Origin of the sequence: Marinobacter sp. OP 3.4 (assembly GCF_036224885.1) — a bacterium.
In the GTDB taxonomy this organism is placed as follows: Bacteria; Pseudomonadota; Gammaproteobacteria; order Pseudomonadales; family Oleiphilaceae; genus Marinobacter.
Window position 1 is genome coordinate 18,172 of sequence record NZ_JAVVLT010000118.1, and the last position, 21,740, is coordinate 39,911.

Consider the following 21,740-nt stretch of genomic DNA (forward strand, 5'->3'; position numbering starts at 1 on the left):
CAGACCATGAGAGCATTGCAGCAACACAAGGGCATCGTCGCCCCCATGGACCGGTCCAATGTGGATACGGACATGATCATCCCCAAGCAGTTTCTCAAGTCCATCAAGCGGACCGGTTTCGGCCCCAACCTGTTTGATGAGCTGCGTTACCTGGACGAGGGCAAGCCGGACCAGGACTGCTCCCGGCGGCCCATCAACCCGGACTTCTTCCTGAACCAGGAGCGCTATCGCAACGCCAGCGTGCTGCTGGCCCGCCGAAATTTTGGCTGCGGCTCCAGTCGTGAGCACGCCCCCTGGGCTCTGGATGACTTCGGTTTCCGGGTGATCATTGCCCCGAGCTTTGCCGACATTTTCTACAACAACTGCTTCAAGAATGGCCTGTTACCCATTGTTCTTCCTGAAGAAACAGTTGACCAGCTGTTCCAGGAAACCGAAGCCAACGAAGGCTATGAGCTGTCCGTGGATCTGGAGAGCCAGACCGTGACCACCCCGTCCGGCGAGTCCTTCAGCTTCGAGGTGGACGATTTCCGCCGCCACTGCCTGCTCAACGGCCTGGATGATATCGGTGTCACCCTCGAGGATGCCGACCTGATCCGAGACTACGAAAACAGCCGCCGCAAAACAGCCCCCTGGCTGTTCAACGCCGGCCACTGATAACGCCGACGCTGTTCGCTGAATCAACACTGAATCAACAAGGAAAATACCCATGTCCAGAACCGTACTCATGCTGCCGGGTGACGGAATCGGCCCTGAGATCGTTACCGAGGCGGAAAAGGTCCTGCGCAGGATCAACGACCAGTTCGGTCTTGATCTGCACTTCGAGCAAGCTTTGGTGGGGGGTGCGGCGATCGACGAAACCGGCGAGCCGCTGCCGAACAAGACCCTGGACCAGGCGAAGAAGGCCGATGCGATTGTGCTGGGTGCCGTGGGCGGTCCCAAGTGGGATGGCCTGGAAATGGCCAAGCGGCCTGAAAAGGGTTTGCTGGGGCTGCGCTCCAACCTGGAACTGTTCGCCAACCTGCGTCCGGCCATTCTGTACCCGCAACTGGCCTCCGCCTCATCCCTCAAGCCGGAGGTGGTGTCCGGGCTGGATATCATGATCGTGCGGGAACTGACCGGCGGTATCTACTTCGGTCAGCCCCGGGGTGTGCGCAAGCTGGAAGGGGGCGAGCGTCAGGGCTATAACACCTACGTCTACAGCGAATCCGAGATCCGCCGCATCGGCCGGGTGGCCTTCGAAGCCGCCCGGCAGCGTCAAGGCAAACTGTGTTCCGTGGACAAGGCCAATGTGCTGGAAGTGACCGTGCTGTGGCGGGAAATCATGGACGAACTGGCGAAGGAATACCCGGACGTGGAGCTGTCCCACATGTACGTGGATAACGCCGCCATGCAACTGGTTCGTGCGCCCAAGCAGTTCGACGTGATTGTGACCGGCAACATGTTTGGTGATATCCTTTCGGATGAAGCGGCAATGCTCACCGGCTCCATTGGCATGTTGCCGTCCGCTTCCCTGAACTCTGAAAAGCAGGGCATGTACGAGCCCTGCCACGGTTCAGCGCCGGATATTGCCGGCCAGGGCATTGCCAATCCGCTGGCCACCATCCTCAGTGGTGCCATGATGCTGCGCTACAGCCTCGGTGAGGAAAAAGCCGCCGGGGCCATTGAGGCGGCGGTCAGCAAGGTGCTGGACCAGGGTCTGCGTACCGCGGACATCATGTCCGAGGGCGCGAAGCAGGTATCCACCCGGGAGATGGGTGAGGCTGTCCTCGCGGCCCTGTAACGGTCAGCCCATCGGCCAGCACCCACGAAACCCGACGGCAGCAGGATGCCGCTGCCGCGGGATCATCCATCCGGTCCCTGCCAGCGATAACGGCAGCGGGCGGGCATAGAGTCTTAAAGGTCGCACATGAAGCGAGTTGGACTTGTAGGTTGGCGTGGCATGGTGGGCTCTGTCCTCATGCAACGCATGCGTGAAGAAAACGATTTTGCCGATATCGATCCGGTGTTCTTTTCCACTTCCCAGACCGGGAAGCCGGCCCCGGATGTTGGCAGGGAAGGCGTCCCGCCACTCCAGGACGCCTTTGACGTCGGCACCCTGAAAACCATGGATGTCATCGTCACCTGCCAGGGTGGCGACTACACCACCGCGGTCTACCAGAAACTCCGTGATGCGGGCTGGGATGGCTACTGGATTGATGCCGCTTCCACCCTGCGCATGGTGGACCACTCCGTGATCGTACTGGATCCGGTGAACCGCAACGTCATCGACGAAGCCCTGGGTAAGGGCGTCAAGGACTATATCGGCGGTAACTGCACCGTCAGCCTGATGATGCTGGCCCTGGGAGGCCTACTGGAGCAGGACCTGATCGAGTGGGTGTCCCCCATGACCTATCAGGCGGCTTCCGGCTCCGGTGCCCAGAACATGCGCGAGCTGCTCAACCAGATGGGTTCGCTCAACGGTGCCGTGAAGTCCGAGCTGGAAGACCCGTCGTCAGCCATCCTGGAAATCGACCGCAAGGTCACTGACACCATGCGTTCCGGGAACTTTCCCACCGAGCATTTCGAAGTGCCCCTGGCGGGCAGTCTGATTCCGTTTATCGACAAACAGCTCGATAACGGCATGAGCAAGGAAGAATGGAAGGCCGGCGTGGAAACCAACAAGATCCTGGGGCGCAGTGACAACCCGATCCCCATCGACGGCATCTGCGTGCGGATTGGTGCCATGCGCTCCCACAGCCAGGCCATGACCATCAAGCTGAAGAAGGACCTGCCGATCGACGAAATCGAGTCGATCCTGGCGAAGGCCAACGACTGGGTGAAGGTGGTTCCCAACGAGAAGGAAGCCACCATGGCGGAGCTGACCCCGGCCAAGGTGACGGGGACGCTGAGTGTGCCCATCGGCCGGATTCGCAAGCTGACCATGGGGCCGGAGTACATTTCCGCCTTCACGGTCGGGGACCAGTTACTCTGGGGAGCGGCTGAACCCCTGCGCCGGATGCTGCGCATCCTCCAGGAGCGTTGAAAAACTGACGATTGCAAAGTCGTATAATGCCAACTGTGTACCGTTTCAGGTAACAGGTCAGGGGCGCCGGCTGAAATCAGCCGCCGCCCCTGTTATTTTTTCGGGATCTTTTCTCAGTTTGTTCCAAAAATGAGACGGAATAAGCCATCGAATGCTGGAAATGGCGTATCGTGTCCTGAAAGTCTCGACTCAGGCCGATGATCACCGACCTGTTTTCAGAGGGTTTCTAAACTTGGAGTCACAACTGTTTCCGTGAAATACATCAGGAAGTGGTGCAAAGATGCGATGTGATTGATTGATAAAGCTGGCATTATCAACAATACTCTCTTCACTCTAAAATTAAAAAAGTGAAAGTCATCCAACCTCGTCCGATTCTGTATTCATCTAGCGGTAACGAATAACGGAGACTGGTAAGGAAAAAGCATGAAAGTACGCAAGCTTGCGGTTGCTCTGGCTCTGGCGGGAGGGCTTGGTTCCGGTGTCGCACAGGCACTGGGGCTCGGGGAGATAGAAATACAGTCCTATCTGAACCAGCCAATGAATGCAGAGATCGACGTTAACAGGCTGGACGGTGTCAGCCCCGACGACATCATAGTGAATCTGGCATCAGAGCAGGATTTCGAACGCGTTGGCTTGCGCCGCGACTTCTTCCTTACGCGCCTGAATTTTGAAGTGACCACCGCGCCCAATGGTGAGCTGGTCATATCGGTGACGTCCAGTGAGCCGGTGCGCGAACCCTACCTGAATTTCCTGGTGGAAGTGACCTGGCCCAGCGGTCGTGTCATGAGGGAATACTCGGTACTGGTGGACCCCCCGGTCTATGCCGAGGAGTCCGGGGTATCCGAGTCCGTGCAGAGCACGCAGACCCGCCAGGCACAGCAGACCACCAGTCAGCCGCGCGATACCGCCAGCCAGGACACCCGGCCTGCTTCGGATGATACGACCACCACCCGGTCCGCCGTAAGTGGCAGCCTGGAGGTCCAGGCATCCGATACGCTCTGGGAAATCGCCGAGCGGGTCCGGCCGGACACCAGCGTGTCCATGGAACAGGTCATGCTGGCCATCCAGGACCTGAATCCCGATGCGTTTATAGACGGCAATATCAACCGGATCAAACGGGGCGAAGTTCTCCGGGTACCGGAATTGGACGACATGACCGCCCGTACCCGGGCCCAGGCCAATCGTGAAGTGGCCGCCCAGCACCGGGCCTTCGCACAGCCCGAGCCCGAGGTGGATGCCACCCAGGGTGAGGTCGCCGCGTCGGGCAGTGGTGATGGCGCCGGCCAGGCGTCGTCCGACGAACTCAGGCTGGTTGTGCCTGAGGACGGTGATGAGGCCCGCAGTGACGGTTCCGCCGGCGGTGACGGCCGCCAGGGTGGTACCGCAGATGCGGGCGAGGCCGTCGCGCTGGAGGAGCTGGACCGCGTGCAGCGGGAAAATGACGAACTCAACAGCCGGGTGGAAGACCTGCAGGACCAGGTGGAAACCCTGCAGCGGCTGATCGAGTTGAAGGATACCCAGCTTGCCGAAATCCAGGGTGGCATGGCCGAGGCTGATGAGCCCGCCGAAGGCCCTGCGGATGGCACCGGCGAAACGTCGGGCATGACCGTGGCCGAGCCCGGCACTGAGGATGCCGCTGACGACACCGCGCCCACGGAAGGTGACGCCGGAGAAATGGCGGGCGACACCATGGCGCAGGATGGTGACACCGTGGACGAGGCAGCCGATACCGGCATGCCAGAGGACCAGGCCGAACCGGCGGCGGACGATGCCATGCCCGGTATGGATGACCCCGTCATGACCGACGAGGACATGGCCGCGGGCGATGACACCACGGCCATGCAGCCGCAGGACGACCAGCAGCCAGCGGATGCCGCTGCCGATGGCCCCGTGGCCGCAACTGGCGAGCAGCAGGAAGCCGAGGAACCGCAGCCGTCCAGCCCAGCGCAGGACAAGGGTTTCCTGGCCACTGCCATTGACCTGATTGCCGGCAACTTCCTGTACCAGATCGCCCTTGGCGGTTTCCTGGTTCTGCTGTTGCTGGTGGTGCTGCTGATTTCCCGTCGCCGCGCCAGCAAGGAGGATGAGTTCTATCAGCAGCTGGATGAAGGCGATGAGGATGACGGCTTCGAGCTCACCCTGGGCGAGGAAGAAGCGGCCGAATCCGCCAGCGCCATGGAAGAGGCGGACAGGTATGTGTCCTACGGCCAGCATGAAGCGGCCGCTGAAGTACTGGAAAACGCCATCTCCCGTGAGCCGAGCCGTTCCGACCTGCGCCTGAAGCTGCTGGCGGTCTATGCGGATACCGGCAACCGTGCCGCATTCGACAAGCAGTACGCGGAGCTGGAAGCCATGGAGCTTGATGAGGCCCAGCCGGAAGCGGAAGCCCTTCGTGCCCGTCTGGAAGAGGCGGAATCCACCCCCAGTATCGATGAACTGGAATCCCAGCTCCGTGGCGGCGACGCCCTGGGTGAATCCCGGGGGGAAGAGGACGCCTCCGATAACATCGCCAGCACCCCAATGGACGAGGAAACCAATGAGCTGATGAGCTCGTTCGAGGAGCTGGACCTGCCGGATGAGGACACCGGAGAATCCAAGGAGGATGATAAGGACTCGCCCATCGAATACGATTTCTCCGGGCTGGATACCTCTGATCCCGCCGAGGAAGAAGCGAAGCGGCCCGAACCGGCATCCACCCCGGAAGAGACCGATGACGGCCTTGGCGATATCGACTTCGATCTGCCGGAAGAGCAGGGCAGCGAGGCCGACGCCAGCGACCGGACCGAAGAAGAATCCCTGGAACTGGATGACGACTTCGGTTCCCTGGATCTCGACGATGCCGGCATCGATAGTGAGCCATCTGCCGAGGATGTGGAAGGCGCGGCAGAGCCCGCCGAAGAAGACAACCTTGATTTCGGAGACCTGGAGCTGGAAGGCGAGGGTGAAGAACCCGCCGATCAGTCCGCCAACCCGGAAGACGAGGCGGACCTGGACGAATCCTTCCTCGACGAGCTGGACGCCGAGCTGGACAAGGTAACGTCCGGCGACAGCAGTGACGACGACGGGCTTGAGGATCTGGAGCTGGATGTCTCCGATGAGGATCTGGAACTGATGGACCAGGCCTCCGAGTCCGAGCCGGAAGACGAAAGCCAGCTCGACCTGGGGGACCTGGACCTGGAAGAACCGGAGTCCGCGTCCGAGGCCACCGGCGAGGAGCCGGCGGGGGACGACCTGTCCGACCTGGAGATTCCCGAGCTCGACAATGAATCGGTTGCGGATGAGGAGGCCGGTACACCTGTGGAAGAATCTGAACCCCGCTCCGGCGACAAATCCAGCATCGACGAGATCGACGAAGCCTCCCTGGGCGATGACGACGACTTCGATTTCCTGTCCGGCACGGACGAAGTGGCAACCAAGCTGGACCTGGCCCGTGCCTACGTGGATATGGGTGACAGCGAAGGCGCCCGGGAAATTCTGGAAGAGGTTATCCTGGAGGGAAGCGACGAGCAGAAGACGGAAGCGCAATCACTGCTCAAAAAGCTGCCCTGATCCGTTATAATAGCCAATCGAACCAGAACGCCGGCCCATGCGCCGGCGTTCTTTATTGATACACCCCTTTATCAACCCGGTAACACCTTGTTCCAGACCCCCATTCCGCTAACCACTGACAATGCCATTGGCGACGGCCGGGTCGCCCTCGCCCTGGAATACGACGGCGCCGCCTACCATGGCTGGCAACGCCAGAAAAGCGGTGTGCCATCGGTGGAAGAAACCTTGACCCGGGCGGTCAGCAAGGTGGCGGACGAACCCGTGGATCTGGTTTGCGCGGGGCGCACGGATGCCGGTGTTCACGGCAGCTACCAGGTGGTGCATTTCGACACGCGGGCGGTGCGCAACCTGCGGTCCTGGGTCATGGGAATCAACACCGCATTGCCACGCAGCATCGCGGTGCACTGGGCCGGTAACGCCCCGGAACCCTTCCATGCCCGATTTTCGGCGGTGTACCGCCGCTACCGTTATGTTATCTTCAATGGTCCGGTAAGGCCCGCGCTGCTGGCACCACAGGTGTCCTGGACATTCCGTCCGCTGAATGAGGAAGCCATGCAGGAGGCGGCGCACCTGCTGCAGGGGGAGCACGATTTCAGTGCCTTCCGGGCAGCCGGTTGCCAGTCCCGCTCTCCCTGGCGCTTCGTGGAGTTCATCCGGGTTCATCGCCGTGGTGATTTTGTGGTGATCGATGTCCAGGCCAACGCCTTCCTGCACCATATGGTGCGGAACTTTGCCGGCTCGCTGATGGCCGTTGGCCAGGGCAAGTATCCCCCGGCCTGGGTCGGTGAGGTGCTGGCCACCGGTGACCGTCGCAAGGCGGCCGTCACCGCACCGGCGGAAGGGCTTTACCTGGTGGACGTGGGTTACCCGGAGGCGTTTGCCATCCCCCGCGCCCAATGCGGCCCGGCCTTTGTCCGACCCTGGTTTGATGACGGGCTGAATGCCCCGGTGGCCCCGAGCTGGATCCACCGCAAGCCAAGAACCCGTTCCTGATGAGGTCAGTTGTGTCTCAAGTACGCACACGCACCAAAATCTGCGGCATCACCCGACCGGAAGACGCCCTGGCTGCGGCCGAGGCGGGCGCCGACGCCATCGGGCTGGTATTCTACGGCGCCAGCCCAAGGGCCGTGACCCTGGAGCAGGCTGCGGCCATTGCCGGGGCCTTGCCGGCCTTTGTCACCCTGACCGGGCTTTTCGTCAATCCGACACGCATGGAAGTGGAGCAGGTGCTGGCCCGGGTGCCCCTGGACCTGCTGCAGTTCCATGGCGACGAGTCACAGGATTTCTGCAGCCAGTTCCATCGTCGCTGGATCAAGGCGGTCCGGGTCCGCAATGAAGAGGATATTGAAAATGCCTTTCGGGACTGGAATCGGGCATCGGGATTGCTGGTGGATACGTATGATCCCCAGCGGTATGGCGGGACTGGCCAGAGTTTTGACTGGTCCGTCATCCCGGAACAGCGTCCCTTGCCACTGATATTGGCCGGCGGTCTCAACTCTGCTAACGTTGCCACCGCCACCCGGCAGGTTCGGCCCTGGGGTGTGGACGTCAGTGGCGGCGTGGAGGCGTCCGACGGCACACCCGAAGGCACCCGCAAGGGCATCAAGGACGCCGCCAAAATTACCGAGTTTCTGAGCGAGGTTAATCGTGCCAACCAAACTGACTGATGAAATGCTGAGCCAACTGCCGGACGCCCGGGGGCATTTCGGGGCCTACGGCGGTCGTTTCGTGTCCGAGACACTGATGGATTCGCTGATGACCCTGGAGCGGGAATACCTCCGGCTGAAGACGGATCCGGAATTCCAGGCGGCCTTCGACAAGGACCTGGCCCACTATGTCGGCCGGCCCAGTCCGCTGTACTTTGCCGAGCGGCTGACCCGGGAAACCGGCGGTGCCCAGATCTGGCTCAAGCGCGAAGACCTCAACCACACCGGTGCCCACAAGGTGAACAACACCATCGGCCAGGCCCTGCTGGCGTCGTTCCTTGGCAAGACGCGGGTTATCGCCGAAACCGGCGCCGGCCAGCACGGTGTTGCTACGGCGACGGTCTGTGCCCGGCTGGGGCTGGAATGTCATGTGTTCATGGGCGCCGAGGACGTACAGCGACAGTCCCTCAACGTCTATCGCATGAAACTGCTGGGCGCGGAAGTCCATGCCGTCGAAAGTGGCACCCGCACCCTGAAGGACGCCATGAACGACGCCATGCGTGACTGGGTGGCGAACGTGGACGACACCTTCTACATCATCGGTACCGTGGCCGGCCCCCATCCCTATCCGCTGCTGGTGCGTGACTTCCAGTCAGTCATCGGTCGCGAGACCCGGCAGCAGGCACTGGAGCAGGCGGGCAAGTTGCCGGATGCCTTGGTGGCCTGCGTCGGTGGTGGCTCCAATGCCATCGGCATGTTCTATCCGTTCCTGACCGACGAGTCGGTCAAGCTCTACGGGGTCGAGGCCGGTGGCCTGGGCCTGGAGACCGGCCAGCACGCCGCGCCCCTGGCCGCAGGGCGTCCCGGTGTCCTCCATGGTAACCGCACCTACCTGATGGAAGACGAGAACGGCCAGATCGCCGGTACCCACTCCGTATCCGCCGGCCTCGATTACCCGGGCGTGGGGCCGGAACACAGCTGGCTCAAGGACATCGGCCGCGCGGAATATGTGTCTGTAACGGATGATGAAGCCCTGGCGGCGTTCCGCCGGCTGACCCGGGTCGAGGGCATCATGCCCGCACTGGAAACCGCCCACGCCGTGGCCTACGCCATCAAGCTGGCCGCCGACATGGATCCGGAGCAGATGGTAGTGATCAACATTTCCGGTCGCGGCGACAAGGACATCCACACCATTGCCCAGCTTGACGGCATTGAGGTCTGAGCCCGGTGCCGGACCAGGATCCACTGATACAGGAGCACGCATACGCATGAGTCGAATTGCAGGGGTGCTGGACACTCTCCGGGAGCAGGGCCGCAAGGCGCTGATCCCCTATATTACCGCCGGTGACCCACACCCGGACCAGACCGTTGAACTGATGCACACCCTGGTGGCAGCGGGGGCGGACATTATCGAGCTGGGCGTTCCCTTTTCCGACCCGATGGCCGATGGCCCGGTGATTGCGCTGGCCTGCGAGCGGGCGTTGAAACACGGTACCTCACTGCGTCAGGTAACGGCCATGGTGAAGACCTTCCGCGAGCAGGATCCCCACACGCCGGTGGTGCTGATGGGCTATCTGAACCCGATGGAAGCCATGGGCTACGAGGCATTTGCCGATGCCGCGGCGGATGCCGGCGTGGACGGTATCCTCACGGTGGACCTGCCGCCGGAGGAAGCCGATGAAGTGGCGCCACTGTTCACCCAGCGCCAGATGGATTCCATTTTCCTGCTGTCGCCCACCACTACCGATGACCGCATCCGTGCAATCAGTGAACACTCTTCGGGCTATGTGTACTATGTTTCCATAAAAGGCGTGACTGGTGCCGCCTCCATTGATGTGGAGGAAGTGGGTCGCAAGGTGGCCAATGTCCATCGCATTACCGCGTTGCCGGTGGGTGTCGGTTTCGGGATCCGTGACGCGGAAACCGCCGCCGCCGTGGGTAAGGTATCCGATGGTGTAATAGTCGGCAGCGTGCTGGTGGATACAATAGCTCGCCATCAATCGGATCCGGCCGGGCTGAAACAGGCGCTTACGGATCTGCTGCACCCAATGCGAGAAGCGCTGGACGGGCTGGCCTCCTGACGGCGTCGCGTTCAGCCTCCATGGAATGACAGGATGACAAAATGAGCAACTGGCTAGACAAGATCATGCCGAGCAAGATCCGCTCGGAATCCAAACAGCGAACCGGTGTGCCCGAGGGGCTCTGGAAGAAATGCCCCAAGTGTGGCGCCTTCCTCTACAAGCCGGAGCTGGACAAGAACCTTGATGTCTGTCCCAAGTGCAACCATCACTTGCGGGTGAGTGCGCGCCGTCGCCTGGAAATCTTCCTGGACGACGATGGTCGCGAGGAAGTGGCCAACGAGCTGGAGCCGTGGGATCGCCTGAAGTTCAAGGATACCCGGCGCTACAAGGAGCGGCTGGCCCAGAACCAGAAGGCGACCGGTGAAAAGGATGCCCTGGTGGTCATGCGTGGCCGTACCCTGGGCATTCCCCTGGTGGCCTGTGCCTTCGAGTTCAACTTCCTGGGGGGTTCCATGGGGCAGGTGGTGGGCGAGAAGTTCGTCCGCGCCGCCAATATCTGCCTGGAGGAGCGCATCCCCCTGGTCTGCTTCTCCGCGTCTGGTGGTGCCCGCATGCAGGAGGCCATCCTGTCCCTGATGCAGATGTCCAAGACCGCTGCCGTGCTGGAGCGGATGAAGCAGGAGGGCATTCCCTACATCTCCGTGATGACCGATCCAGTGTTCGGTGGTGTTTCCGCCAGCCTGGCCATGCTGGGCGACCTGAATATTGCCGAGCCCTATGCGCTGATAGGCTTTGCCGGACCCCGGGTCATCGAACAGACCGTGCGGGAGAAACTGCCGGAGGGCTTCCAGCGCAGTGAGTTCCTGCTGGAGCACGGCGCCATCGACATGATCCTTCATCGCCACAAGATGCGTGAACGCATCGCGTCGATCCTGGCCAAGTTCACCGACCTGGACCGGCCGGAGAAGGAAGAGCCCATCGAATTCGAGGTGACGGAACGACCGGACTCACCCGACACGGCCAATGCCGAGCAGTGACCGGAAGGCGCCTGTTCCTCCGGGGGCGGGCGCCGGGCTGTCCGGCTGGCTGTCGTATCTTGAATCCATCCATCCGGTGGAGATGGACCTGGGACTTGACCGGGTCCTGCTGGTACTGCGCAGGCTGATGCCCTCGGGCCCCGGGGGGCGCGTGATCACCGTTGGCGGCACCAACGGCAAGGGCAGTACCGTGGCCGCCCTGGAAGCGCTGTTGCTGGCCGCCGGCGAAACCGTCGGCTGCTATACCTCACCCCATCTCCTGACCTATAACGAACGGGTGCGCCTCAATGGCCATAATGCCAGTGACGAGTCGCTGATCCGGGCGTTCGGGCAGGTGGAAAAGGCCCGGGGCAACACCTCGCTGACCTATTTCGAGTTTGGCACGCTGGCCGCCTTCCTGGTGATGGTGGAGGCTGGTGTGGACAACCTGGTGCTGGAAGTGGGGCTGGGCGGTCGCCTGGATGCGGTCAATGTCCTTGATGCCGACCTGGCGATCATCACCTCGGTTGACCTTGATCACACCGCCTGGCTCGGCAACGACCGCAATACCATCGGTTATGAGAAGGCCGGTATCCTGCGTCAGGGCCAGACCGCCATCTGCGGGGACGACGATCCTCCGTCCTCCATCCTGCAGCAGGCCAGTGCCCAGAACGTTCGCCTGCTCCGGCCCGGGCAGGGCTATGACATCCGCATGGCAGGGGGTAGGGCACAACTGGTGACCGCTGATGGCCACGGGATTGATCTGCCAGGCAACAGCCTGCCTCTGAACAGCCTGGCGGCTGCGGCCATGGCCTGTCTGAAGTTGGGCGTGGGCCTGGATGATGGGGCGATGGCCCGGGTGCTGGCCGGCGTTACCCTGCCGGGGCGTTTTGAGCAGGTGGCCCGTTCGCCGGATGTGTTCTTGGATGTGGGGCACAATCCTCACGCCGCCGGCTGGCTCGCCCGTCGGCTTGAAACATTGCGGGATGCCAGCGGCTATCGGCGGTTGCTGGCGGTGTATGCCGGCCTGGAGGACAAGGATTCCGCCGGAGTGGCCCGTGTTCTGGCGCCGCAGGTGGATCACTGGTTCCTGGCGGGGCTCGATATGCCCCGTGGCCTGTCGGGAGAGGCGCTGGCCGGACGCCTGGAACCGGAGTTGGCGGACGGACAGAGCACTATCCACGGTCACGTGGCGGATGCCATTGCCGATGCCATGCAGTTGGCGGGGAAGGGCGACCTGGTGCTGGTATTCGGGTCCTTCTTTACCGTAGTGGAAGGCAAGCGGTATTTTTCAGACGGAACATCGGACACGGCGGGGTAACGCCTTACGGTTCCGTCATGGATGGGACGACGCTTTGAGTTGGTGGTCCGTGGCGGTTATATTCACACACATGACGTCGGCGTATCCGGTCAGCTGTGACCGGTCGCACTACCATGGCCTGTAACAGGGAGCCGAAGTAAGGTGAATGGACTGAAGCAGCGGATTATCGGAGCATTGGTGCTGATTTCACTGGCGGTGATCTTCGTGCCGATGATGTTTGACGAGCCCCACGACGAACGCGCCGTCCGTTCCCTGGATATTCCCGAAGAACCACCGTTTCCGGAAGTGTCCGTGCCCGAGCAGGATGAGTCCCTGAGTGGCGTGCCGGACTATCGTGTGGAGGAAACGGAGCCGGCACCCACCCCGGAGATCGTCGAGGACCCGGCCATGGGTACCCAGCCGGGACAGGCCGCTGGTGAAGGTGATAATGTTGCCCCCGTCGAGCAGCCACTGGTGGGGGAGGAAGAGCCTTCCGAACCGCCCCCCGAGTCGGCAACCACCGCATCGGCGGACAACGCCGGCGATGCGGGGCAGACATCAGCCGATCAGCAGGCCTCCGCCCCCTCCGAACCGGATACCGCCGGGGAAGGGGATTTCGAGCGTACCCTAGAGGGTGCCTGGGTACTGCAACTGGGCAGCTTTGGCAACGAGGAGAACGCCCGTCGCCTGCGGGACAATGTGCGGGAGCGCGGCTATGGTGCCCACCTGCAGGAAGTGGTCCGTGATGACCAGCGCCTGGTTCGGGTGTTCTCCGGTCCCTTTGCCGAGAAGGCAGAGGCCGAGAAGGCCAAGGAGGTGCTCGACAAGGCGTTCGGCGTCAAGTCCCTGGTGACCGAGGGCGGTGGTTGATCATCAACGTCGCCCATGGGCTGTCCTGATATTCCCCCGGAGCTTCCGGGGCCCCGTTTGTTCCCGGTCCCGTAGGGATAACCACAAGTGCCCGGATGGTTTGGGTTGCCGGTGATTCCTGATAGAATTCGCGTTTCCTGTTCATCACCGGGTTACCCATGAACGCGCTGATCTGGATCGACTGGGTCATTATCGCCCTGCTGACAATTTCCACCCTGATCAGCCTGAAACGGGGCTTCGTCAGGGAAGCGCTGTCGCTGGTCACCTGGGTGGCGGCGTTCATCATTGCCCGGACCTTCCATCCGCAGATGCAGTCACTGCTGGCCAGTACCGTGGAAACCCCGCTGGTTCGCCTGATTGCCGCCTTTGCCATCCTGTTTGTCGCCACGCTGATTGTTGGTGCCATCGTCAACAACCTGATCGGCCATCTGGTCCGGGTAACCGGGCTGAGCGCCACCGACCGGGTACTGGGCATGTTCTTCGGGTTGTTGCGCGGTGTGGTCGTGGTGGTGGTGGCCATTGCCTTCACCCGGTACACACCACTGGCGGAGGATACCTGGTGGCGGCAGTCCCTGATGATAGAGCGCCTGGGCGTGGTGGAAGACTGGTCCCGGCGGACCTTTGGTGATGAATTCGAACGTTTCCTGGGACCCGCACCGTCGGGCGAGGATGTGCAGGAGAAGGTATCCGAGGCAGTCAGAAACCGGGCACTGGAGTCCGGTGCCGAGAGTCTCTGATCACCGCCTGAATGCAGTTGATCTAATGTTCTGGAGAACACAGCACTCATGTGTGGAATTGTAGGCATTGTCAGTACACAGTACGTGAATCAGGCGCTGTATGACGCCCTGACCGTACTCCAGCACCGGGGCCAGGATGCGGCCGGTATCGTGACCTTTCAGGATGAGCGGTTTTTCCTGCGCAAGGACAACGGCCTGGTGCGGGATGTGTTCCTGACCTCGCACATGCGTCGGCTGGTGGGCAACGTGGGTATCGGCCATGTCCGTTACCCCACCGCCGGCAGCTCCAGTTCCGCCGAGGCCCAGCCGTTCTACGTCAACAGCCCCTACGGCATCACCCTGGCCCACAACGGCAACCTGACCAATGCCGACGACCTGGCGCGGGACCTGTTCCGCACCGACCTGCGGCATATCAACACCAATTCCGACTCGGAAGTGCTGCTGAACGTGTTTGCCCACGAACTGCAGAAGCTGGGCAAGCTCAACCCCACAAAGGATGAGATCTTCGCGGCGGTCAGGGCGGTACACAAGCGCTGTCGTGGGGCCTATGCGGTGATCGCCATGATCACCGGTTACGGCATCGTCGGCTTCCGTGACCCCAACGGCATCCGTCCAGCCTGTTATGGCGTGCGTGAAACCGACGCGGGCAAGGAGTACATGATTGCCTCCGAGAGCGTGGCCCTCAATGCCGCCGGCTTCCGTCTGGTGCGGGATATCGCCCCGGGCGAGGCGGTCTACATTGAAACCGACGGCACCCTGTATACCGAGCAGTGCGCGGAGGCTCCGAGCCTGCATCCGTGTATCTTCGAGCATGTGTACTTTGCCCGTCCTGATTCCATCATGGACAAGGTGTCGGTCTACAAGGCCCGCCTGCGCATGGGCGAAACCCTGGCCGACAAGGTGCTGCGGGAACGGCCTGACCATGATATCGACGTGGTGATGCCCATCCCCGACACCAGCCGGACTTCGGCGCTGCAGATGGCGCACCGGCTGGGGGTGAAATTCCGGGAAGGCTTTATCAAGAACCGCTACATCGGCCGCACATTCATCATGCCCGGCCAGACCATGCGCAAGAAGTCCGTGCGCCAGAAACTGAACCCCATTGACCTGGAGTTCCGGGGCAAGAACGTGATGCTGGTGGACGATTCCATTGTGCGCGGTACCACCTGCCACGAGATCATCCAGATGGCCCGGGATGCTGGCGCCCGCAAGGTGTATTTCGCCTCCGCCGCGCCCCCGGTGCGTTATCCCAATGTGTACGGTATCGATATGCCGTCGCCCCAGGAACTGATCGCCCACGACCGCACGGTGGAGGAAATCCAGGAACTGATCGGTGCGGACTGGCTGGTCTACCAGGATCTGGATGACCTGATTTCCTGTGTCAATGATGTGAACCCGGACATTGAGGGCTGGGAGTGTTCCGTCTTCAATGGCAATTACATTACAGGCGATGTGGACGATGCCTACCTGGCGCGGCTTGATGCCCTGCGCCGGGACGAGGTCAGGGAAGCGGCCCGGGCCGGCCTTCCCGAGGACAACGGTATCATCGACCTGCATAACGACGAAGACTGAGGCCAGTAACACCATGACCCATCGCCGCGAAGAACACACGTTCATACCGGAGCCGGACCTGGAAGGGGTATCCGTGGATACCCTCGCGGTGCGTGCGGGACAGCACCGCACCAGTGAGCTTGAGCACAGCGATGCCATTTTCCCGACATCCAGCTTTGTCTATGGCAGTGCCGCCCAGGCCGCCGCCCGTTTTGGCGGTGACGAGCCCGGCAACATCTACTCCCGCTTCACCAATCCGACGGTGAAGGCGTTCGAGGAGCGCATTGCGGCCATGGAGGGTGGCGATCGTGCGGTGGCCACGGCATCCGGCATGGCGGCGATCCTGGCCACCTGCATGGCGTTGCTGGAGCAGGGCGACCATGTGGTGTGCTCCCGGGGCGTGTTCGGAACCACCAACGTGCTGTTCCAGAAGTACCTGGCAAAGTTTGGGGTCGCCACCACTTTTGTAGGCCTGACCGATATGGACGGCTGGCGGGAAGCGGTGACCGACCGCACGCGGCTGCTGTTTATCGAGACCCCGTCCAACCCCCTGTGCGAGGTGGCGGACATGACGGCATTGGCCGAGCTGGCCCATGCCAACGACGCCCTGTTCGTGGTGGACAACTGTTTCTGCACACCGGTGCTGCAGCGTCCGTTCGAGTATGGCGCGGATATCGTGATCCATTCCGCCACCAAGTACCTGGACGGGCAGGGGCGCTGCCTGGGTGGCGTCGTGGTGGGCAATCACCAGCTGATGGAAGAGGTGTTCGGCTTCCTGCGGTCGGCGGGCCCCACCATGAGCCCGTTCAATGCCTGGATCTTCCATAAGGGTCTGGAAACCTTACCAATCCGTATGCGTGCCCACTGTGAGAATGCGCTACAGTTGGCCCGTTGGCTGGAACAGCAGCCCGCGGTTGAAAAGGTCTACTACGCGGGTCTGGAGAGCCATCCCCAGCACGAGCTGGCGAGTCGGCAGCAGGATGGCTACGGTGGTGTGTTGTCGTTCACCGTCCGTGGCGGTCAGCCGGAGGCCTGGGCCTTTATCGATGCCACCCGCATGGTGTCCATCACCGCCAACCTGGGTGACGTGAAAACCACGATCACCCATCCGGGCACCACCACCCACGGTCGGTTGTCCCCGGAGGACAAGGCCCTGGCCGGCATCAGCGATAACCTGATCCGGCTGTCGGTGGGCGTTGAAGCCCTTGAAGACCTGAAGAACGACATGCGCCGGGGCCTGCAGGCCCTGGAGACTTGATGCCGGCGGTATCATTGTTTTCGCCATTTCATCAGCAGAGGATCGTCTCCGGACTTCATGGCTAAGACTGGCAAGCAAGAAGCGGCCCCAGTGGCGCTCACGGAAAAACAGCAGCGGTTTCGCCGGCTGGTCGCCCAGGGCGCCAGGGAAGGCCTGGTCATTGCACTGATCGCATTGACCATCTTCCTGGCTATGGCCCTCGCCACCTATAGCCCGTCGGATCCCGGCTGGGCCTCCATTGGCCATCAGGTCAGCGTGGATAACGCCGCGGGGCGCTTCGGCGCCTGGCTGGCCAGCCTGATGATGGACGTGTTCGGGCAGGTGTCCTATCTGTTCCCGTTAATGGTGGCCGGGTACGCCCTGCTGCTGATCCGCCTGCGTCATGACCCCCTGGAAATGCACTGGCCGCTGCTGCTGATGAGGGCCGGGGGCTTCCTGCTGATCCTGCTGTCCGCCTGCAGCCTGCTGGCCCTGTATTCCCTGTTCGGCCTGGGGGCAACCTCCGGCGGTGTGCTGGGGCAGGCGGTCTCCTCCGCCATGGTCCGGTTCTTCAACCTGCCCGCCACCACCCTGATCCTGGTGGCCATCTTCCTGTTTGCCCTGACCGTGACCACGGGGCTGTCCTGGTTCCGGCTGATGGACGCGGTGGGCGGCTACACGCTCAAGGGCCTGCTCTGGCTCAGGGACCTGTTCACCCCCAGCGAATCCTCCGATGGCGAAGACGACAGGCCGGAACCTGCCCGCAAGGTGAATCCCGCACCTGAGCCCCCCGTGCTGACCGACACCGGGGCAGGGGAGGAGGCACCTGGCAGGCCCTGGTGGCGTTGGCTGTGGCCCTTTGGCGGGAAAAAGGGTGACGATAACGACGAGGTCTCCCGGCCCAGGGCGGACCCCATGTCCGCGCGGCGGGGGCTGGACGACGATGAGCCGGTGATCCTGGAGAGTTTCAGTTCCCGGGACGACGAGGCGCCGACACCCAAGCCGAAGAAGGCCAACGGTAAGAAGACGGATGCGGCCAATAACAGCAAGGTGAAAATCTCGCCCTTCAAGCGGGACGACGTCAGTGAGTCGGAGAAGGCGGAGACCCGTAAACAGGCGTCCCTGTTTGAGGACCTGGAGAGCCCGATACCGCCACTGACCCTTCTGGATCCGCCGGAGGAGCACAAGGGCCAGGGCTATTCCGAGGAATCCCTGGAACACATGTCGCGGATGCTGGAAGAGAAACTGGCGGATTTCGGCGTTTCCGTGGAGGTGGTCGAGGTCAATCCCGGCCCGGTGATCACCCGGTTCGAGATCAAGCCGGCGCCGGGCGTGAAGGTCAGCAAGATCTCCAACCTGGCCAAGGACCTGGCCCGCTCCCTGGCGGTGCTCAGTGTACGGGTGGTGGAGGTCATTCCCGGCAAGTCCGTGGTGGGTATCGAGATTCCCAACGAAAAGCGTGACATGGTGCGCCTGAGCGAGGTGCTCGGGGCGAAAGTGTTCACCGAATCCTCCTCGGCCCTGACCCTGGCCCTGGGTAACGATATCGGCGGCAACCCCATGGTGGCGAACCTGTCCAAGATGCCCCACCTGCTGGTGGCCGGCACCACCGGTTCCGGTAAATCCGTGGGCGTGAACGCCATGCTGATCAGTATGCTGCTGAAGGCAACGCCGGAGGATGTGCGCTTTATCATGGTGGATCCGAAGATGCTGGAACTGAGCATCTATGAAGGGATCCCGCACCTGCTGTCGCCGGTGGTGACGGACATGAAGGACGCCGCCAATGCCCTGCGCTGGTGTGTGGCCGAGATGGAGCGCCGCTACAAGCTGATGGCCAATCTCGGGGTCAGGAATGTGGCCGGCTACAACCGCAAGGTGAAGGACGCGCGGGCGGCGGGCGAGCCGCTCCTCGACCCCTTCTGGAAGCCGGACGAGTACCTGGACAACGACGAACAGCAGCGGCCTGAGCTGGAAACCCTGCCGTTTATCGTGGTGGTGATTGACGAGTTCGCCGACATGATGATGATCGTCGGCAAGAAGGTGGAAGAACTGATCGCCCGTATCGCCCAGAAGGCGAGGGCAGCCGGCATCCACCTGATCCTGGCCACCCAGCGCCCGTCGGTGGATGTCATTACCGGCCTGATCAAGGCCAACATCCCCACCCGGATTTCCTTCCAGGTGTCCTCCAAGATCGACTCCCGCACGGTACTGGACCAGGGCGGCGCCGAGCAGTTGCTGGGTCATGGCGACATGCTCTACCTGCCACCGGGTTCCGGCCTGCCGGTGCGGGTCCACGGCGCCTTCGTGGATGACGACGAGGTGCATCGTATCGTCAATGCCTGGAAGGCCCGTGGGGAACCGGAATACGTGGACGATGTCCTTAATGGAGCGGAGGGCGAGAACTTGCCCGGTGTGCCCACCCTGTCCGAGGGTGGCGGCGACAGCGAGGGCGATGCGCTCTTCGATGAAGCGGTGGCGTTTGTCACCGAGGGTCGGCGGGTGTCCATCTCCTCGGTGCAGCGCAAGTTCAAGATCGGCTACAACCGGGCCGCGAACCTGGTGGACGCCATGGAAGCTGCCGGTGTGGTCAGCCCCGCCGGCCATAATGGCGCCAGGGAAGTCCTTGCGCCGCCACCCCCGAAACCCTGAGTTCTCAGGAGGTACTGAATGATCAAAGCGGGTCGCACAATTCTGGCCACGGCAGCACTGGTGCTGTTCTCCGCCGCCACCTGGGCGCAGGAGCAGGCCGCCGAACGCCTGGCCGACACCCTGAGCAGCTATTCCACCTTCCAGGCCGGCTTCACCCAGACCGTGGCGGATGACCAGGGCCGGGTGATCCAGCAAACCAGCGGCACCCTAAAGGCCAAGCGGCCGGGGCTGTTCTACTGGGAAACCGAGCCTCCCACCAACCAGTTCATCGTCAGTAATGGCGAGACCGTGGAACTGTACGACCCGGACCTGGAACAGGTGACCATCCAGGACCTGGATGAGCAGGTCAGCACCACCCCGGCCCTGCTGCTCAGTGGCGAGACCGATGGTCTGGCGGAAACCTACGAGATCAGCGAGGCCCGCTACGGCGACCACACCCGGGAATACACCCTGGTGCCCCGCAGCGAGGACTCCCTGTTCCTGTCCCTGACCCTGACCTTCTACGATGACGAGCTTCAGGCCATGCGTCTGGAGGACTCCCTGGGCCAGCGCACGGAGCTGGAATTCGGCAATATCCGCATCAATCAGCCGGTGCCGGACGTGGCGTTCAAGCTGGATTACCCGGAGTCGGTGGATGTGATCCAGGGAATGCAGTAATGCAGGACAGCCTGTTCGGGGAGCAGCGCGGGTTCGAACCGCTGGCGGCCCGCATGCGGCCCCGCAACCTGGATGAATACGTGGGTCAGGCCCATCTGGTGGGACCCGGCAAACCGCTGCGACAGGCGGTGGAGCAGGGACAGCTCCACTCGATGATCCTGTGGGGGCCGCCCGGCGTGGGCAAGACCACCTTCGCCCGCCTGCTGGCCAGTGTCGGCGATATGGGGTACGAAACCCTGTCGGCGGTGCTGTCCGGGGTCAAGGATATCCGCGCCGCCGTGGAGCGGGCCCGCAGCCGCAAGCAGGCGGAAGGGCGGGACACCCTGCTGTTCGTGGACGAGGTGCACCGGTTCAATAAGAGCCAGCAGGACGCCTTCCTGCCCCATATTGAGGACGGCACCTTTATCTTTGTGGGTGCCACCACGGAGAACCCGTCATTCGAACTCAACAGCGCCCTGCTGTCCCGCACCCGGGTGTATGTGCTCAAGAATATCGAGGAGCCTGACCTGGTTGGGCTGCTGAAACGGGCTTTGCACGCGGAGGATGGCCTGGCGGACCGGGTCACCGTCGGTGATCCGGTGCTGGCCATGATGGCCGCCGCCGGCAGTGGTGATGCCCGCCGGGCCCTGAACGTGCTGGAGGTGGCCTCCGACCTGGCGGAACCGGGTGCCGATGGCCGCCCGGAAATTACCGAGGCGGTGCTGGAGCAGGTCCTGCAGAGCAGCCTGCGCCGTTTCGACAAGGGCGGGGACGTGTTCTATGACCAGATTTCCGCCCTCCACAAGGCGGTGCGTGGGTCGGACCCGGACGCATCCCTGTACTGGATGTGCCGCATGCTGGATGGCGGCGCCGATCCGCTCTACGTGGCCCGCCGGCTGGTGAGGATCGCCTCCGAGGATATCGGCAACGCCGACCCCCGGGCCCTGCGCATGTGCCTGGATGCCTGGGAGGTGCAGGAGCGCCTGGGCTCCCCCGAGGGCGAGCTGGCCATGGCCCAGGCGGTGACCTATATGGCCCTGGCCCCCAAGAGCAACGCGGTCTACAGCGCCTACAACCGGTGTATGGCGGATATCCGCCAGGACCCGGATTACCAGGTGCCCGTCCACATCCGCAACGCCCCCACCTCGTTGATGAAGGACCTGGGCTATGGCGAGGAATACCGTTACGCCCACGACGAACCCGAGGCCTTCGCCGCCGGTGAAGCCTACCTGCCCGAGGATATCCACCAGCGCCGTTATTACGAGCCGGTGCCCCGGGGGCTGGAGATCAAGCTCGGGGAGAAGCGCCAGCGCCTGGATGCCATGAACAGCGCCAGCCAGCGGCAGCGTTACCCGTCCGACCAGTCCTGACACGGACCAACCACGGATCGCCGGAGCTTCACGCATCCGTTCCTTTTACCGGTCCCTGTTTCGCAATTGCCTGTCATACCTTAACGGGGGACGCGGCGAACGGTTATAATCTCCCGCTATTGTTATCAATCACACC

General features: G+C 62.5%; 16 protein-coding genes and 2 pseudogenes. All 18 read left to right on the forward strand.

The genetic code is table 11. The annotated features are described in order from the left end of the window. The first annotated feature begins 6 nt into the window (after positions 1 to 6). The 18 genes and pseudogenes from leuD (at position 7) to RO069_RS20245 (ending at position 21,604) form a co-directional block, all read left to right on the forward strand. Complete coding sequence (gene leuD, locus RO069_RS20165) at positions 7 to 654, forward strand: 3-isopropylmalate dehydratase small subunit (protein WP_328189862.1); 648 nt, start codon at positions 7 to 9, stop codon at positions 652 to 654. 52 nt (positions 655 to 706) lie between these two features. Next, the gene (gene leuB, locus RO069_RS20170) at positions 707 to 1,780 is read left to right on the forward strand and encodes a 3-isopropylmalate dehydrogenase (protein WP_328189863.1); all 1,074 of its coding nucleotides are present in this window, start codon (positions 707 to 709) and stop codon (positions 1,778 to 1,780) included. 126 nt (positions 1,781 to 1,906) lie between these two features. Next, on the forward strand, positions 1,907 to 3,022 hold the full coding sequence (gene asd, locus RO069_RS20175) for an aspartate-semialdehyde dehydrogenase (RefSeq protein WP_328189864.1): 1,116 nt from the start codon (positions 1,907 to 1,909) through the stop codon (positions 3,020 to 3,022). A 423-nt stretch (positions 3,023 to 3,445) separates the two neighbouring features. After that, positions 3,446 to 6,571 carry a FimV/HubP family polar landmark protein gene (locus RO069_RS20180; RefSeq protein ID WP_328189865.1) on the forward strand — a complete coding sequence of 1,042 codons (3,126 nt, stop codon included), beginning with the start codon at positions 3,446 to 3,448 and terminating at the stop codon, positions 6,569 to 6,571. Positions 6,572 to 6,658: 87 nt separating this feature from the next. Then, entirely contained in the window at positions 6,659 to 7,564 is a 906-nt protein-coding gene (gene truA, locus RO069_RS20185) for a tRNA pseudouridine(38-40) synthase TruA (protein ID WP_328189866.1), read from the forward strand. A gap of 11 nt (positions 7,565 to 7,575) precedes the next feature. After that, positions 7,576 to 8,238: a phosphoribosylanthranilate isomerase gene (locus RO069_RS20190; protein WP_328189867.1), complete on the forward strand. Its 663-nt coding sequence runs from the start codon at positions 7,576 to 7,578 to the stop codon at positions 8,236 to 8,238. After that, the gene (gene trpB, locus RO069_RS20195) at positions 8,231 to 9,439 is read left to right on the forward strand and encodes a tryptophan synthase subunit beta (RefSeq protein WP_442915402.1); all 1,209 of its coding nucleotides are present in this window, start codon (positions 8,231 to 8,233) and stop codon (positions 9,437 to 9,439) included. Before RO069_RS20190 ends, trpB begins: the two co-directional genes overlap by 8 nt. Positions 9,440 to 9,485: 46 nt before the next feature. Then, positions 9,486 to 10,298 (forward strand): tryptophan synthase subunit alpha, encoded by an 813-nt coding sequence (trpA, locus tag RO069_RS20200; protein WP_328189868.1) that lies wholly within the window; start codon positions 9,486 to 9,488, stop codon positions 10,296 to 10,298. Positions 10,299 to 10,339: 41 nt separating this feature from the next. After that, positions 10,340 to 11,275 carry an acetyl-CoA carboxylase, carboxyltransferase subunit beta gene (gene accD / locus RO069_RS20205; RefSeq protein WP_328189869.1) on the forward strand — a complete coding sequence of 312 codons (936 nt, stop codon included), beginning with the start codon at positions 10,340 to 10,342 and terminating at the stop codon, positions 11,273 to 11,275. Continuing rightward, entirely contained in the window at positions 11,262 to 12,575 is a 1,314-nt protein-coding gene (gene folC, locus RO069_RS20210; protein ID WP_328189870.1) for a bifunctional tetrahydrofolate synthase/dihydrofolate synthase, read from the forward strand. Before accD ends, folC begins: the two co-directional genes overlap by 14 nt. 141 nt (positions 12,576 to 12,716) lie before the next feature. After that, entirely contained in the window at positions 12,717 to 13,424 is a 708-nt protein-coding gene (locus RO069_RS20215; protein WP_328189871.1) for an SPOR domain-containing protein, read from the forward strand. Positions 13,425 to 13,582: 158 nt separating this feature from the next. Continuing rightward, positions 13,583 to 14,161, forward strand: coding sequence for a CvpA family protein (locus tag RO069_RS20220; protein ID WP_328189872.1), 579 nt, complete (start codon positions 13,583 to 13,585; stop codon positions 14,159 to 14,161). A 48-nt stretch (positions 14,162 to 14,209) separates the two neighbouring features. Further along, positions 14,210 to 15,733: an amidophosphoribosyltransferase gene (gene purF, locus RO069_RS20225; protein ID WP_328189873.1), complete on the forward strand. Its 1,524-nt coding sequence runs from the start codon at positions 14,210 to 14,212 to the stop codon at positions 15,731 to 15,733. Between the two features lie 13 nt (positions 15,734 to 15,746). Next, positions 15,747 to 16,970 carry an O-succinylhomoserine sulfhydrylase gene (locus RO069_RS20230; RefSeq protein WP_328189874.1) on the forward strand — a complete coding sequence of 408 codons (1,224 nt, stop codon included), beginning with the start codon at positions 15,747 to 15,749 and terminating at the stop codon, positions 16,968 to 16,970. A 192-nt stretch (positions 16,971 to 17,162) separates the two neighbouring features. After that, a pseudogene (locus RO069_RS22150) lies at positions 17,163 to 17,561 on the forward strand (DNA translocase FtsK 4TM domain-containing protein); the annotation flags it as partial. Between the two features lie 477 nt (positions 17,562 to 18,038). Further along, positions 18,039 to 19,598, forward strand: a pseudogene (locus tag RO069_RS22155) (DNA translocase FtsK); the annotation flags it as partial. Between the two features lie 18 nt (positions 19,599 to 19,616). After that, the gene (gene lolA / locus RO069_RS20240) at positions 19,617 to 20,255 is read left to right on the forward strand and encodes an outer membrane lipoprotein chaperone LolA (RefSeq protein WP_328189877.1); all 639 of its coding nucleotides are present in this window, start codon (positions 19,617 to 19,619) and stop codon (positions 20,253 to 20,255) included. Further along, the gene (locus tag RO069_RS20245; RefSeq protein ID WP_328189879.1) at positions 20,255 to 21,604 is read left to right on the forward strand and encodes a replication-associated recombination protein A; all 1,350 of its coding nucleotides are present in this window, start codon (positions 20,255 to 20,257) and stop codon (positions 21,602 to 21,604) included. The genes lolA and RO069_RS20245 overlap by 1 nt, the downstream gene beginning before the upstream one ends. Positions 21,605 to 21,740: the final 136 nt, after the last annotated feature.